15 protein-coding genes are annotated in these 14,398 nt (G+C 66.0%); 6 read left to right on the forward strand and 9 right to left on the reverse strand.

Annotated features, from left to right (window positions below):
* The first annotated feature begins 6 nt into the window (after positions 1-6).
* Complete coding sequence (locus RhoFasB10_RS08740) at positions 7-264, forward strand: HPr family phosphocarrier protein (RefSeq protein WP_167676072.1); 258 nt, start codon at positions 7-9, stop codon at positions 262-264.
* A gap of 7 nt (positions 265-271) precedes the next feature.
* Here RhoFasB10_RS08740 and RhoFasB10_RS08745 read toward each other — a convergent pair whose 3' ends face one another.
* Genes RhoFasB10_RS08745 through RhoFasB10_RS08765 form a run of 5 tightly spaced genes read right to left on the reverse strand, consistent with a single transcriptional unit; the run spans position 272 to position 5,390 of the window.
* Positions 272-1,288 carry a hypothetical protein gene (locus tag RhoFasB10_RS08745; protein WP_240930981.1) on the reverse strand — a complete coding sequence of 339 codons (1,017 nt, stop codon included), beginning with the start codon at positions 1,286-1,288 and terminating at the stop codon, positions 272-274.
* Positions 1,289-1,295: 7 nt separating this feature from the next.
* Positions 1,296-2,825, reverse strand: a complete 1,530-nt coding sequence (gene hflX / locus RhoFasB10_RS08750) for a GTPase HflX (RefSeq protein WP_240930982.1) — start codon at positions 2,823-2,825, stop codon at positions 1,296-1,298.
* Between the two features lie 45 nt (positions 2,826-2,870).
* On the reverse strand, positions 2,871-3,740 hold the full coding sequence (gene dapF, locus RhoFasB10_RS08755; RefSeq protein WP_114332575.1) for a diaminopimelate epimerase: 870 nt from the start codon (positions 3,738-3,740) through the stop codon (positions 2,871-2,873).
* 10 nt (positions 3,741-3,750) lie between these two features.
* Positions 3,751-4,674 carry a tRNA (adenosine(37)-N6)-dimethylallyltransferase MiaA gene (miaA, locus tag RhoFasB10_RS08760; protein WP_157105375.1) on the reverse strand — a complete coding sequence of 308 codons (924 nt, stop codon included), beginning with the start codon at positions 4,672-4,674 and terminating at the stop codon, positions 3,751-3,753.
* Complete coding sequence (locus tag RhoFasB10_RS08765) at positions 4,671-5,390, reverse strand: hypothetical protein (RefSeq protein ID WP_308115151.1); 720 nt, start codon at positions 5,388-5,390, stop codon at positions 4,671-4,673. The genes miaA and RhoFasB10_RS08765 overlap by 4 nt, the downstream gene beginning before the upstream one ends.
* Positions 5,391-5,573: 183 nt before the next feature.
* Here RhoFasB10_RS08765 and RhoFasB10_RS08770 point away from each other — a divergent pair, with 183 nt between their 5' ends.
* Entirely contained in the window at positions 5,574-6,998 is a 1,425-nt protein-coding gene (locus tag RhoFasB10_RS08770; RefSeq protein WP_167676074.1) for a DUF349 domain-containing protein, read from the forward strand.
* A 4-nt stretch (positions 6,999-7,002) separates the two neighbouring features.
* Here RhoFasB10_RS08770 and RhoFasB10_RS08775 read toward each other — a convergent pair whose 3' ends face one another.
* Both RhoFasB10_RS08775 and miaB read right to left on the reverse strand, forming a co-directional pair.
* Complete coding sequence (locus RhoFasB10_RS08775; protein ID WP_068429207.1) at positions 7,003-7,611, reverse strand: hypothetical protein; 609 nt, start codon at positions 7,609-7,611, stop codon at positions 7,003-7,005.
* The gene (gene miaB / locus RhoFasB10_RS08780; RefSeq protein ID WP_157105374.1) at positions 7,608-9,146 is read right to left on the reverse strand and encodes a tRNA (N6-isopentenyl adenosine(37)-C2)-methylthiotransferase MiaB; all 1,539 of its coding nucleotides are present in this window, start codon (positions 9,144-9,146) and stop codon (positions 7,608-7,610) included. The genes RhoFasB10_RS08775 and miaB overlap by 4 nt, the downstream gene beginning before the upstream one ends.
* 208 nt (positions 9,147-9,354) lie before the next feature.
* Here miaB and RhoFasB10_RS08785 point away from each other — a divergent pair, with 208 nt between their 5' ends.
* From RhoFasB10_RS08785 to RhoFasB10_RS08800, 4 genes are all read left to right on the forward strand, one after another.
* On the forward strand, positions 9,355-10,083 hold the full coding sequence (locus RhoFasB10_RS08785; protein WP_174551469.1) for an amino acid ABC transporter ATP-binding protein: 729 nt from the start codon (positions 9,355-9,357) through the stop codon (positions 10,081-10,083).
* 70 nt (positions 10,084-10,153) lie between these two features.
* Positions 10,154-10,990, forward strand: a complete 837-nt coding sequence (locus RhoFasB10_RS08790) for a glutamate ABC transporter substrate-binding protein (RefSeq protein ID WP_068428906.1) — start codon at positions 10,154-10,156, stop codon at positions 10,988-10,990.
* 84 nt (positions 10,991-11,074) lie between these two features.
* Complete coding sequence (locus RhoFasB10_RS08795; protein WP_068428901.1) at positions 11,075-11,752, forward strand: amino acid ABC transporter permease; 678 nt, start codon at positions 11,075-11,077, stop codon at positions 11,750-11,752.
* Complete coding sequence (locus RhoFasB10_RS08800; RefSeq protein WP_068428900.1) at positions 11,752-12,636, forward strand: amino acid ABC transporter permease; 885 nt, start codon at positions 11,752-11,754, stop codon at positions 12,634-12,636. Before RhoFasB10_RS08795 ends, RhoFasB10_RS08800 begins: the two co-directional genes overlap by 1 nt.
* A 109-nt stretch (positions 12,637-12,745) precedes the next feature.
* Here RhoFasB10_RS08800 and RhoFasB10_RS08805 read toward each other — a convergent pair whose 3' ends face one another.
* Both RhoFasB10_RS08805 and recA read right to left on the reverse strand, forming a co-directional pair.
* Positions 12,746-13,294, reverse strand: a complete 549-nt coding sequence (locus RhoFasB10_RS08805) for a regulatory protein RecX (RefSeq protein WP_068428899.1) — start codon at positions 13,292-13,294, stop codon at positions 12,746-12,748.
* A 7-nt stretch (positions 13,295-13,301) separates the two neighbouring features.
* Positions 13,302-14,339 (reverse strand): recombinase RecA, encoded by a 1,038-nt coding sequence (gene recA, locus RhoFasB10_RS08810; RefSeq protein WP_068428896.1) that lies wholly within the window; start codon positions 14,337-14,339, stop codon positions 13,302-13,304.
* Between the last annotated feature and the right edge of the window lie 59 nt (positions 14,340-14,398).

Genomic DNA, 14,398 nt, shown 5'->3' on the forward strand with positions numbered 1-14,398 from the left:
AATCACATGCCCAGCACCACAGTCACCGTCGGATCGTCCATCGGTCTGCACGCTCGTCCCGCAGCGTTGATCGCCGAGGCAGTCGCCGAAGCCGGCGTCGACGTCACCCTCGCGGTAGCGGACCAGGAGCCGGTCGACGCCGGATCCGCTCTGATGATCATGACCCTCGGCGCCACCAAGGGCACCGAGGTGACCGTCGAGAGCGAAGACCAGGCAACGCTTGACAAGATCGTGGCTCTCGTCGAGTCCGACCTCGACGCCTGATTCCCGGCTAGCTACGCGTTCGGGTCCGCCCGAACGCGTAGGCAGTCGACGCGAGTACAAGAACACCGGCGCCGGCAAGCGCACCGAACGACCATCGGCCACCCGATGACGTGTCGGTCGCTGCCGTCGCCGGTGGCGGTTCCACCAACGATGTCGCGTCGCGCAGCATTTGGATCGGAGGCACAGGACCACCCGCCGCCTCCGACGCGACGAGAAGGTTGCCGTCGGTGTCGAAAGCGACTGCCTCACCCTGAGGCTGCGACGGCAGCGCGACGACGACCGGGTCTCCGGCCAGCGCTCCCGCGACGTCACCATCGGTCACCGGGAACAGGTAGACATCGGTGTAGGTGCGCACGGCCGCGACGGCACCGTCCCGACTGACTGCACCCCCCGTCGCGAGAATCGATCCGGTGATGAACGGCGGGCCCCCGGGCGTGTCGGTCCGCTGGAATGCGCGCTCCCCCATCCTCTTCAGTGGAGTGGGACCGGGCGACGCCAGTTGCTCGACGGTCTCGTCGCCGGCCGGGACGTAGATTCCGCTGACGCCCGATACTTCCTTCGTGACGATCACCGGACGTCCGCCGGGTTCGATCAGGACGGTTTCGGCGTCGTGAGGGCCATCCGGAAAAGTCAGCCGGTGCAGCTCACCGTCACCGGTCGACGGATCCATGCTCGTGAGTGCAACGGTATCGCGGCTACGCAGGTTGTCGCCGGTATCGGACAGCCACAGTCGGCCGTCGTGCGAGCCGAGATCCTCGACGTCGTACGGATCGACCGGCACGTCGAGCCACCGCGTCACAGCGCACGAGCTGTCGAGGACCGCGAGCCGGTGATCGGTTCCGCTGTCTCCGATCGCGTACAGCTCACCCTCGATGGCCGTGAGCCCCGAGAGCTCGTCCAGGCCCGGATCGGTGGGTGTGCACAGGGTCTCGAACTGTTCCTGTCGAACGTCGGGCTCAGCGTCGGCGGTAACCGGGACGAGCATCAGCGCACCGACGAGACCGGTGACGGCGACACCCCTCATGTGGTGGTCAGGCGGTGACGGCGTCGTAGGCGAAGTCCGACAACACCGACGCGAGAGCGTGGGGAACTCGCGCAGCGACGTGCGTGCCCCCCGCCTCGTGCGTCGACTCGCTGATGCGTCCCTCGGAGTGGATACGGGCAACGAGATCGCCGCGCGTGTACGGGATCAACACGTCGACCTCCGCTTCGGGCCAGGCCAGGATCTCGCCGAGATGGTCGCGCAATTCGGCGACGCCTTCTCCCGTGCGCGCCGAGACGAACCGTGCCCCGGGAAGCAGTCCACGCAGCTGCGTCAGCTGGACGGGATCGGCGGCGTCGATCTTGTTGACGACGATCAACTCGGGTGGCATCGGGGCGTCGTGTTCCTTGACGACGTCCATGATGACCTCGCGCACGGCCTTGATCTGGTCGGTCGGCAGCGGATCCGACCCGTCGACGACGTGCAGCAGCAGGTCTGCGTCGGTCACTTCTTCCAGCGTCGAACGAAATGCTTCGACGAGTTGGGTCGGCAGGTGCCGCACGAATCCGACGGTGTCGGTGAGCACGATCGCGCGACCGTCGTCGAGCGTCGACTTCCGCGACGTCGGATCCAGCGTCGCGAAGAGAGCGTTCTGCACGAGCACACCGGAACCGGTGAGCTTGTTGAGCAGACTCGACTTGCCGGCGTTGGTGTATCCGACGATCGCGATGTTGGGCGTCGTGCTTCCCACCCGGCGTTCACGCTTGGTGTCACGGGCCTGCTTCATGCCCTTGATCTCGCGTCGCAGCTTGGCCATGCGTTCGCGAATACGACGACGATCGGTCTCGATCTTGGTCTCACCGGGACCACGCAGACCCACACCGCCGTTGCTGCCGGCACGACCACCGGCCTGCCGGGACATCGATTCACCCCAACCGCGCAGTCGCGGAAGCATGTACTCCATCTGCGCGAACGCGACCTGAGCCTTGCCCTCGCGTGACGTCGCGTGCTGGGCGAAGATGTCGAGGATCAACGCCGTACGGTCGATGACCTTGACCTTGACGACCTTCTCCAGCGCATTGAGCTGTGCGGGAGTCAGTTCACCGTCGCAGATCACGGTGTCGGCACCGGTGGACAGGACGACGTCGCGCAGCTCGTGTGCCTTACCCGAACCGATGTAGGTGGCGGGGTCGGGCTTGTCGCGACGCTGCATCAGTGCGTCGAGCACTTCGGAGCCGGCGGTCTCGGCGAGCGCGGCCAGCTCGGCCATGCTGTTCTCGGCCTGCGCGGCCGTGCCGCTGGTCCAGACACCGACGAGCACGACGCGTTCGAGGCGTAGCTGTCGGTATTCGACCTCGGTGACGTCGGCGAGCTCGGTGGACAGGCCTGCGACGCGTCGGAGCGCCGTGCGCTCTTCGAGCTGCATGTCACCGGACGAGGGAGTGTCCTCGTCGAGTGGAAGTGGGGATCGGGCGATGCGCCTCGACCACGCTTCCGATTCCTGCGGCGTCCAGCGCTCGGCGGAATCGGTGTCGGCCTCCGGGCCCACGTGGTTTTCAGGGTGATGTGTCTCAGTCATGTACTGTCCATCATCCACGAAATCGGCAGCACATGCACGTGAGTTTCAGCCGAGCTCCTGCCACCACGTGTCGTCGACGGTGCCTTCGGCGAGCAGAACCGAGGGTCCGCGCAGCACCGAGCCGGAGTCGTCGATCGTCACGGTGACCTCGCCACCGGGAACGCCGACGACGACGGAACCCGAATCGAGGCCCTCGTAGGACAGTGCCGCTGCCGCCGCCGCGACCGTCCCCGTGCCGCACGAGCGGGTCTCCCCGACGCCACGCTCGAACACACGCATGTCGACCCGGCCGAACTGCAGACGCGTCACGATCTCGACGTTCGCGCCGTTACGGAAGAAGTCCGCGTCCAGATCGGGAGGAGTCGACAGATCCAGCTCTCGCAGCGACACGACGTCGGCGGATGCGTCTACGCAGGCCAGATGCGGGTTGCCGACATCGATGCCGATGCCGTCGAACGTCCGGCCACCCAGTGTGGTGCTGCTGGCCCCCAGTAGCTGCACGTCGCCCATCTCGACCGACACGTCTGCGTTCGTCTCGTCGAACTTGTGCACGGTGACCGGTCGCGCTCCTGCCCGCGACCCCACGACGAACCGGTCGCCGTCCACGAGGCCGTGTGCACGCACGTAATGCGCGAAGACCCGGACACCGTTACCGCACATCTCAGCGATGGTGCCGTCACCGTTGCGGTAGTCCATGAACCAGTCGTCCGCGCCGACGCCGACCGGCAGTCGGTCGAGGACGCCTGCGTCGCGCAGCGCGCCTGCACGAGCGACACGCAAGACACCGTCGGCGCCGATCCCGCGACGTCGATCGCACAGCGCGGCGACACGGGTGCGCAGCAGTTCGATCTTCACATCGGGATCGAACAGCACGACGAAGTCGTTCTGCGTTCCGTGGCCCTTGGCAAAATGCATGGTCGAAATCCTACCGCTGGGCGTCATGCCCGGAGACGGCTGCAAGTGCTGTCTCGGACAACCGGGCGTCCGCGCCGTCGAGCCACTGCACCCTGGGGTCACGCCGAAACCACGACCGCTGCCGACGGACGTAACGGCGCGTGCCGATGAACGTGCGCTCCCGCGCGTAATCCAGGTCGGTGTCGCCGGCGAGGTAGTCCAGCACCTGGGCGTATCCGATGGCCCGCGACGCGGTGACGCCGTCACGCAGCCCCTGATCGACCAGCGCGGCGACTTCGTCGACGAGGCCCGACTCGAACATCAGATCCGTTCGTCGGGCGATCCGCTCGTCGAGTTCGCCGGTGTCGCGATCCACTCCCAGGATGCGCGTGCCCCACCGCGGCGTCCCGATCGTGGGCGCCGACGCCGCGAACGGCAGCCCGGTGATCTCGACGACCTCCAGTGCGCGCACCATGCGACGGCCGTCGGTCGGGAGGATGGACGCCGCCGCCTCCGGATCGGCCGCGGTCAGCGCGCGATGCACCGCCTCGGTCCCACCGTCGGCCAGTAGCTGCTCCCAGCGTGCCCTCACCTCGGGATCGGTTGCAGGGAACGCCCACTCGTCGAGCAGCGACTGGACGTACATCATCGATCCGCCGACGATGATCGGCACCTTGCCGCGGGCCGCGATCTCCTCGACGTCCCGGACGGCCGACGCCTGGTACTTGGCCACCGTTGCGATTTCGGTGACGTCGAGTACGTCCAGCTGGTGATGCGGAATCCCGCGCCGCTCGTGCACGGGCAGCTTGGCGGTGCCGATGTCCATGCCGCGATAGAGCTGCATCGCATCGATGTTGACGATCTCACCGTCCAGGGTCTCGGCGAGATCGAGCCCGAGGTCCGATTTCCCGGTCGCGGTCGGTCCGACGACCGCGATCGGGGTGCGCGAACTCATGCCGGCAGCTCCCAGAATCCGGCGAAGTAGCCGACACCGAACGGCGCTCCCCTGTGCAACGGAATCGAACTCACGACGACGTCGCCGACGACGGCTGCCGACACCTGCCACGCTGCGGCACCGGACGCGCCGAGCTCCCGGCACAGATCGCGGTCGATCCCGGCGAGGAACGAGACGTCGGCGCGTTCGAGTGCGTCGTCGAGCCCGGACTGGAACGCGGCCGCGCGATCGTCGAACGAGCCGGGCGCCTTCGGTGTCAGCGTCGTGCAACCGTCCGCGACGACGAGCACACCCCAGTCCTCGTCGTCGGCGTCCATGCGCTGCCGAAGTTCGTGGCCCAGGCGGCGGCAGGTCGACGCATCCGTGTCGGCGGCGACGATGCGCGCCTCGACGACGGCGCCCGGAACGGCATGGCCGCGCAGCCACCCGGCGATCAACGCCGCCAGCGGCATCCGGTCGTCCGTCTGCGCCGCGTCGGTGGACAGGCCGACCTCGACGTCGACCCCGTATCCGCGGAACGAGCCACGCGCGACGGGCGGCACGGTCGCAGGCTCATCGGCCACACCGAGCGCAATCCAGCGAGTGGCGACGCGGCCGAGTCGGGTCGCGGCATCCAGCGCCGCGCGACGTACTGCGTCCGTCTCGGAGGCTCCACCGCCGGTCAACTCCGGAACCAACAGGGGCGGGGACGGCACCAGGGCCACTGCGCGGAACACGACGACCACGCTAGTCGGTGGACGCGAATGCGCCGACACGGATGCCGCCGTTGGCGTACGACATCGTCTGTTGCTCTCCGACCTGTTTCAATGGTCGGAACCGGCGACACCGAGTTCAATGGTGTTCATCGGTGACCACAGCGCGATAGAGGCAGCCGTGACGCGCGGCAGAGACGAGGAACAATGACCGACCCCAGTGGCACGACCAGCAGCGGCTCTTCCGAATCTGCAGGTCCGAAGCCCGGAAGCCCCAAGCCCGGCGGTCCGAAGCCGGGCGCTCCGAAGCCTGGCGGCGTATCGCAGAAGGCAGCCAAGCCGTCGACTCCGGGGGTGGCCAAACCTCATCCTGTCTCGTCGCACGTCGCGTCCGTGACGCCCACCGTCGCGCCTCCGAGCGATCCGAGCAAGTTCGGCCGCGTCGACGACGACGGCACCGCCTGGGTGACGACGCCCGACGGCGAACGCCAGATCGGCTCGTGGCAGGCAGGCGACGCGGCCGAGGGCCTCGCGCACTTCGGACGACGCTACGACGACCTGTCCACCGAGGTGGCACTCCTCGAAGCTCGGCTGACGGCAGGCTCCGGTGACGCGAAGAAGACGAAGGCGGCCGCGCAAGCGCTGCTCGAGTCCATTCCGACCGCGGCGATCATCGGTGACATCGACGCGCTGACCCGTCGGCTCGAGGTCGTCGTCGAGCATTCGGAGGCCGCGGCGGCCGTGGCGAAGCACGAGAAGGAACTCGAGCGGGCGGCGCACACCTCGCGCAAGGAGGAGCTCGCGGCCGAGGCCGAGCAGATCGGTAGCGAGTCCACGCAGTGGAAGCACGCCGGCGACCGGCTTCGCGAGATCCTCGACGAGTGGAAGACCATCCGCGGCGTCGACCGCAAGGTGGACGACGCGCTCTGGAAGCGCTACTCGAAGGCGCGCGAGAACTTCAACCGTCGTCGAGGCGCGCACTTCGCCGACCTCGACCGCGAGCGCGGGGCCGCCAAGGCACGCAAGGAAGAGCTCGTCGAACAGGCGCGTGCGCTGTCGTCGTCGACCGATTGGGGTCCGACCGCCGGGGCGTTCCGCGACCTGCTCGTCGAATGGAAGGCAGCCGGACGAGCGCCACGCGACGCCGACGACGCACTGTGGACGAACTTCAAGGCCGCGCAGGACGTGTTCTTCGCGGCGCGGAACGCAGCAGCCTCCGAGCGTGACGCCGAGTTCGAGGCCAACGCCGCCGCGAAGGAAGAACTGCTGAGCCACTACACCCACATCGATCCGGCCAAGGATCTCGAAGCTGCCCGTGCGTCGCTGCGGGATCTTCAGGAGAAGTGGGACGAGATCGGCAAGGTTCCCCGCGATCGCATGCACGACCTGGAGGGCAAGCTACGCGCCATCGAGAAGACGGTCCGCGACGCCGCCGACGACCAGTGGCGACGGACCGATCCGGAGGCATTGGCTCGCGCGGCGCAGTTCCGCGAGCGCGTCGCGCAGTTCGAGGAGCAGGCTGCGAAGGCTCAGGCCGCAGGCAAGGACAAGGACGCGAAGAAGGCTCTCGAGCAGGCTCAGCAGTGGCGTGAATGGGCCGACGCCGCCGAGGGCGCCGTCGGCGAACGGTAGACGATCAGCGCTTGCGGTCGGTCGGCCGTCCCAGGACGGGTCCGGCCCACTGCGAGTTCTGCTCGGCCTCGGTGGCAGCACGCCGACGGCGTTCCTGCGCCTCGAGCTGTGCGGTGGTCTTGTTCCATACGGCCTTGAGCCAGTGGAACGTCAGCAGCAGCACGGCGATCCACGCGACGATCAGGCCGATACCCGGGCCGCCCCCGGACACGTCGGACGGCAACGTCTGACGCGACCAGATCGACAGCATCCCGAAGACGCAGGCGACGGCGGATCCGCACAGCGCCGCCCAGGCCAACGCCCAGATTCGCGTCACCAACGCCAGCACCGAGAACACGATGCCGAAGACAAGCACGAACCATTCGAAGATGCGCGACGGCAGTGCGATGGACTCGCCCAGAGCGGACGAGTTGCCGGACAGCACGTCGAAGCCCGTCGCGCCGCCCGCGTGCGGCAACGCGAGCGTGCCGAGCAGAACGAGCACGAGGACGGCGACGACCACCGCTCGCACTCCCGGATCGATCTCGGAGTCGATGCGACGCTCGGCGGTGTCGTAGTCGGGCTTCTGGCCGTCGGGTGTCGTGTTGTCGGGGGTCCTGCGATCGGAACTCATGCGCTGCATCCTGTCTGCACGGGCATCGGAGCCGGGGCGCCGACGGACGGCAGCCCCAGACCGACGCCGATGGGGGCTGTCTTGGGTAGTTCTCCGCGCTCGTAGGCGTCGCCGGCCCTGGTGCGCCGATGCGTCGCAACTCCGGAATCGGCGATCAGGTGGTACGGGGCGGCGGCGGTGACCGTCGTCGTCACGATGTCGCCGGGACGAATCTGCTCGCCGCGGTGATTCTCGGTACCGAAGTGGACGAGCCTGCCGTCGCGGGCACGGCCGCTCATCCGGTGCGTCGCCGCGTTCTTGCGGCCTTCGTTCGAGGCGACGAGCAGTTCGACCTCGGTGCCGACCAGTTCGCGGTTCGCCTCGAGCACGATCTCCTCCTGGAGCGCGATCAGCCGGTTGTACCGCTCCTGCACGACTTCCTTGGGCACCTGGTCGTCCATGTCGGCGGCCGGCGTTCCCGGACGCTTGGAGTACTGGAAGGTGTAGGCGTTCGAGAAGCGTGCGCGACGCATCACCTCGAGCGTCTGCTCGAAATCCTCTTCGGTCTCTCCGGGGAATCCGACGATGATGTCGGTGGTGATCGCAGCGTTCGGCATCGCGGCACGAACCTTGTCGATGATGCCGAGGAACTTCGTCTGCCGATACGAACGTCGCATCGCCTTCAAGATGCGGTCCGAACCGGACTGCAGCGGCATGTGCAACGTCGGGCAGATGTTGGGTGTCGTCGCCATCGCTTCGATGACGTCGTCGGTGAATTCGGCCGGATGCGGCGAGGTGAAGCGGACGCGTTCGAGTCCGTCGATGTGTCCGCACGCCTTCAGCAACGACGCGAATGCACCTCGGTCACGAGGCAACTCGGGGTCGGCGAACGATGCGCCGTAAGCGTTCACGTTCTGGCCGAGCAGCGTCACTTCGAGCACACCCTGGTCGACGAGAGCCTGCACTTCCGCGAGGATGTCTCCCGGCCGACGGTCGATCTCCTTGCCGCGCAACGCCGGAACGATGCAGAACGTGCACGTGTTGTTGCAGCCGACCGAGATCGACACCCAGCCCGCGTACGGCGACTCACGCTTGGCGGGCAGCGTCGACGGGAACGCATCGAGAGATTCGAGGATCTCGACCTGCGCCTCGTCGTTGTGTCGCGCGCGTTCGAGCAGAACCGGCAACGAGCCGATGTTGTGGGTGCCGAAGACGACGTCGACCCACGGCGCCTTGGTGACGACGGTGTCGCGGTCCTTCTGCGCGAGGCATCCGCCGACCGCGATCTGCATGCCCGGGTTCCGACGCTTGGCCGGACGCAGCATGCCGAGATTTCCGTACAGCTTGTTGTCGGCGTTCTCACGCACCGCACACGTGTTGAAGACCACCAGATCCGCGTCGACGCCTTCGGCTGCGGGTACGTACCCCGCGTCCTCGAGCAGGCCCGCCAGACGCTCCGAATCGTGCACGTTCATCTGGCACCCGTGGGTCCGAACTTCGTAGCTCCGCGCGGTGTCGTCGGTGCCGAGGGGGGTATCCAGGTGACTCGTTTCCACCCCTCCAGGGTACGGCCCGGCAGGTCGTGCCGACGCCGGGGACCGACGCGCCTCGAGGACCGGTACCGACCGACAGTAAAGTTTCCATTACATAATCCCCATTGTCGGGTGAAAAGCGCTGCCGACAACCAAACTACGAATAGGGTTCTGCCGTATGACGCACGCTACCGACGCGCCGGCCTCCGGCGCTCTTGCCAAGCGACCCCCGATGATCTCACTGAAGTCGGTTGACAAGCACTTCGGCGATCTGCACGTCCTCAAGAACATCGATCTGGACGTACCGACCGGTCAGGTCGTGATCGTGCTCGGACCGTCCGGTTCGGGTAAGTCGACCTTGTGCCGCACCATCAACCGGCTCGAGCCCATCGATTCCGGCACGATCGAGGTCGACGGTTCCGTCCTCCCCGCCGAAGGCAAGGCGCTTGCCGCGTTGCGTGCGGACGTCGGCATGGTGTTCCAATCGTTCAACCTGTTCGCGCACAAGACGATTCTCGAGAACGTCATGCTGGCTCCGCTCAAGGTGCGCAAGCTGAAGAAGGACGAGGCACGCGAGAACGCGCTGAAGCTCCTCGAACGCGTCGGGATCGCCAACCAGGCCGACAAGTACCCCGCACAGCTGTCAGGTGGACAGCAGCAGCGCGTCGCCATCGCACGCTCCCTCGCCATGAACCCGAAGGTCATGCTGTTCGACGAGCCGACGTCCGCACTCGACCCCGAAATGGTCAACGAAGTGCTCGACGTCATGACCTCGCTCGCGAAGGAAGGCATGACGATGCTCGTCGTCACCCACGAGATGGGCTTCGCGCGCAAGGCAGGCGACCGCGTCATCTTCATGGCCGACGGCGCCGTCGTCGAGGACACCGACCCGGAGACGTTCTTCACGTCGCCGAAATCGGACCGCGCCAAGGACTTCCTGGGCAAGATCCTCGGACACTGAGCGTGTTCGAGCTCGTCGGATCATTCACCGTCACAGCATCACTCGCAGGACCAACCATGGAGGAACACCAGTGAGAATCAACCGCACGCTTCGCTTCGCTGCCGGGATCGCAGCTCTCGCCGTCGTCGCTACCGCCTGCGGCGGCGGCGAAGAGGCACGCAGCGTCTCGTCGAGCGCAGAGAGCGGCAACTTGATCGTCGGCATCAAGTACGACCAGCCCGGCCTCGGCCTCCGCAACCCCGACGGCACCTTCAGCGGCTTCGACGTCGAGGTCGCCAAGTACGTCGCCGGACAGCTCGGCGTGTCCGAGGAGAACATCGAATTCAAGGAAGCTCCGTCCGCACAGCGCGAGACCTTGATCCAGAACGGCGAGGTCGACTACGTCGTCGCTACCTACTCGATCACCGACGCCCGCAAGGAGAAGGTCGGCTTCGCCGGACCGTATTTCGTTGCCGGACAGTCGCTCCTGGTCTCCGAGAGCAACACCGACATCACGGGCCCCGACTCGCTCAACGGCGGCAAGAAGCTGTGCTCGGTCACCGGTTCCACCCCGGCACAGAACGTGAAGGACAAGTACGCCCAGGACGTCCAGCTCCAGGAGTACGACACCTACTCCGCATGCGTCGAGGCCCTGCGTAACGGCGCCGTCGACGCCGTCACCACCGACGACATCATTCTCGCCGGCTACGCGGCGCAGTACCCCGGTGAGCTGAAGGTCGTCGGAGAGCCGTTCACCACCGAGAACTACGGCATCGGCCTCGCGAAGGACGACACCGAGGGACGCAACCAGATCAACGACGCCATCGAGGAGATGGTCACGAGCGGCGCATGGGCGACCGCGTTCGAGGAGACCGTCGGTGCATCCGGGTACGAGCTGCCCGCCGAGCCGACCGTCGACCGTTACTGACGCTCTGCGCCTCGCCCTGGTGCGCACCGAATGTCGGCGCACCGGGGCGAGGCGGCCCATTCGAGCCGATAGGACATCCCCACATTGAACCTTCTGAGCAAGTACGGCGATCAACTCGTCGACGCGTTCATCATGACCATCAAGTTGACGGTTCTGTCCGCGATCGGCGCCCTGATCATCGGTACCATCATCGCGGCGATGCGCGTGTCACCGATTCCGATCGCGCGCGCCATCGCCACCGGATACGTCACGATCTTCCGTAACACTCCCCTGACGCTGATCATTCTGTTCACGTCGTTCGGCCTGTACCAGACGATGGGTGTCGCACTGGCGCCTCAGGATTCTCCGACGTTCTTGGTGGACAACAACTTCCGGCTCGCGATTCTCGGACTGAGTGTCTACACGGCGTCGTTCGTCGCCGAGTCGCTGAGGTCCGGCATCAACACCGTTCCGGTCGGTCAAGCCGAAGCGGGCCGTTCGCTCGGTATGACGTTCACCCAGAACATCACGATCGTCGTTCTCCCACAGGCGTTTCGAGCCGTGATCGGGCCGCTCGGCAGCGTCCTGATCGCACTGACCAAGAACACGACCATCGCGTCCGTGATCGGCGTCGCGGAAGCCTCGCTGCTCATGAAGACGATGATCGAGAACGAGGCCGCGATCTTCGTCGTCGGTGGCATCTTCGCACTCGGCTTCGTCATCCTGACGCTTCCGACCGGGCTTCTGTTCGGCTACCTCAGCAAGCGATTGGCGGTGAAGTGATGAGTGACGCCGTAGCGGTTCTCTACGACGTTCCAGGACCCAAAGCGCGAATTCGCTATCGCATCCTGTCCGGTGTCGTGCTGGTGGTGTCCCTCGGCATCGCCTACCTGATCTACCGCGCGCTCGACGCCAAAGGCCAGTTGACGTCGGACAAATGGGATCCGTTCCTCGAATCGACGACCTGGACCACCTACCTCTTGCCGGGTCTCCAGGGCACCTTGGTCGCGGCCGCGCTGTCGATCGTCTTCGCGCTGATCCTCGGTGCAGTCCTCGGCATCGGCCGACTGTCCGATCATCGGTCGGTCCGCGTCGTCAGCGGCGTGATCGTCGAATTGTTCCGAGCAGTGCCGGTTCTGATCCTGATGATCTTCCTCTACGCGGTGTACGCGGAGTACGAGGTCTTCAAGGTCAAGTACCTGGCTCTCGCCGCGGTGGTCACCGGCCTGACGCTGTACAACGGTTCGGTCATCGCGGAAATCGTTCGCGCGGGCGTCAATTCGCTGCCGAAGGGCCAGACCGAAGCCGCCTCGGCGCTCGGTATGCGTAAGGGCCAGGTCATGAGAATCGTCCTGCTGCCGCAGGCGATCACGGCGATGCTGCCTGCCATCATCTCGCAGATGGTCGTCGCCTTGAAGGACTCCGCGCTCGGCTACCTCATCGGTTACGTCGAAGTGGTCCGCGCCGGTCAGCAGGTCGGTGCGTTCTACGGCAACTACCTGCCGGCTCTGATCATCGTCGCGATCATCATGATCATCGTGAACTCGCTGCTGACGAAGCTCGCGACCGTCGTCGAACGACGGATGCGGCAGAAGAAGCGCAGGACCGGCGGCGGCGGTGTGGTGGCAGCCGCGGACTTCGGTGGCGGTCCGGCCGGAGCAGCCTGATCTCCACGGGATCCTGATCTACGAGGCGCCCACATACGAGGCGAGGCCCGCAACACGGATCGATCGTGTTGCGGGCCTCGCGTTTTCGACGGTAGTTACGGGTGGACGATCACCCGAGGTGTTCACCGTCGAAGTCTTCGGTGTCGGCGCCGAGCGCATCGAGTTCGGACTTGACGATTCCGAACGCCATGCCCTGCGAATAGCCCCGGCGCGCAAGCATTCCGACGAGCCTGCGGACTATCTTGTCTCGTTCTGCACGCGCATCGGGGTCATTCGGACTCGGCAGCCGAAGCGTTCGACACTTCTTGCGGACCAGTTCCGTTGCGCGTGCGCGTTCGTCGTCGCTGTCGATCTGATCCAGCGCGTTCTGCGCGTGCGCACCCGTGACACCCTTGTTGCGGAGTTCCAGGCCGATCGCACGCTTGCCCTTGCCGGAGTACGTGTGCCGCGAGTGCACCCACTGCTCCGCGAACGCGGCGTCGTCGACGAGCTTGGCCGCTTCGAGACGAGCAAGAACGGCAGTGGACACCTCCGCAGAGAAGCCCTTCTTCGCCAGACTCGTCTCGAGCTCGTGACGACTCCGAGCACGGTCGGTCAGCAACCGAAGGCAGACGTCCTTCGCCTGCGCTTCGGTTCCACCACCCTCCACTGCCGGCATCGGAGCGTCAGAAGTCGACCGGAGCAGCCGCGTCGTCGGTGGCCGTGACGTCGGCGCCGATCTGGAGCTTCTCCATGATCTTCTTCTCGATCTCGTCGCGAACGTCCGGGTTCTCGAGCAGGAACTTACGGGCGTTCTCCTTGCCCTGGCCGAGCTGGTCACCGTCGTAGGTGAACCACGAGCCCGACTTGCGGATGAACCCGTGCTCGACGCCCATGTCGATCAACGAGCCCTCGCGGCTGATGCCCTTGCCGTACAGGATGTCGAACTCGGCCTGCTTGAACGGCGGTGCGACCTTGTTCTTGACGATCTTCACGCGCGTACGGTTACCGACTGCCTCGGTACCGTCCTTGAGGGTTTCGATACGACGAACGTCGAGGCGGACGGACGAGTAGAACTTGAGCGCCTTACCACCGGTGGTGGTCTCCGGCGATCCGAACATGACACCGATCTTCTCGCGCAGCTGGTTGATGAAGATCGCCGTGGTGCCCGAGTTGCTCAGAGCACCGGTCATCTTGCGCAGCGCCTGGCTCATCAGGCGAGCCTGCAGACCGACGTGGCTGTCACCCATCTCGCCCTCGATCTCGGCGCGCGGCACGAGCGCTGCCACCGAGTCGATGACCAGGATGTCGAGTGCGCCGGAGCGAATCAGCATGTCCGCGATCTCGAGCGCCTGCTCACCGGTGTCCGGCTGAGAGACCAGCAGCGCATCGGTGTCGACGCCGAGCTTCTTGGCGTAGTCGGGATCGAGTGCGTGTTCCGCGTCGATGAACGCGGCGATTCCGCCGTTGCGCTGCGCATTCGCCACAGCGTGCAACGCAACCGTGGTCTTACCGGAGGATTCCGGACCGTAGACCTCGATGACGCGGCCGCGCGGCAGTCCGCCGATGCCGAGCGCGACGTCCAGAGCAATCGAGCCGGTGGGAATGACAGCGATCGGCTGACGAACCTCGTCACCGAGGCGCATCACCGATCCCTTGCCGAAGTTCTTGTCGATCTGCGCAAGGGCGAGATCGAGCGCTTTGTCGCGATCGTAAGCAGGCATCGTGATCTCCTCGTATGGTCTCGTTCAGCTTCGCGTCGAACGTGTTGCCGGTAACGGTA

Source organism: Rhodococcus sp. B10 (assembly GCF_011770055.1).
GTDB classification, from domain to species: Bacteria; Actinomycetota; Actinomycetes; order Mycobacteriales; family Mycobacteriaceae; genus Rhodococcoides; species Rhodococcoides kyotonensis_B.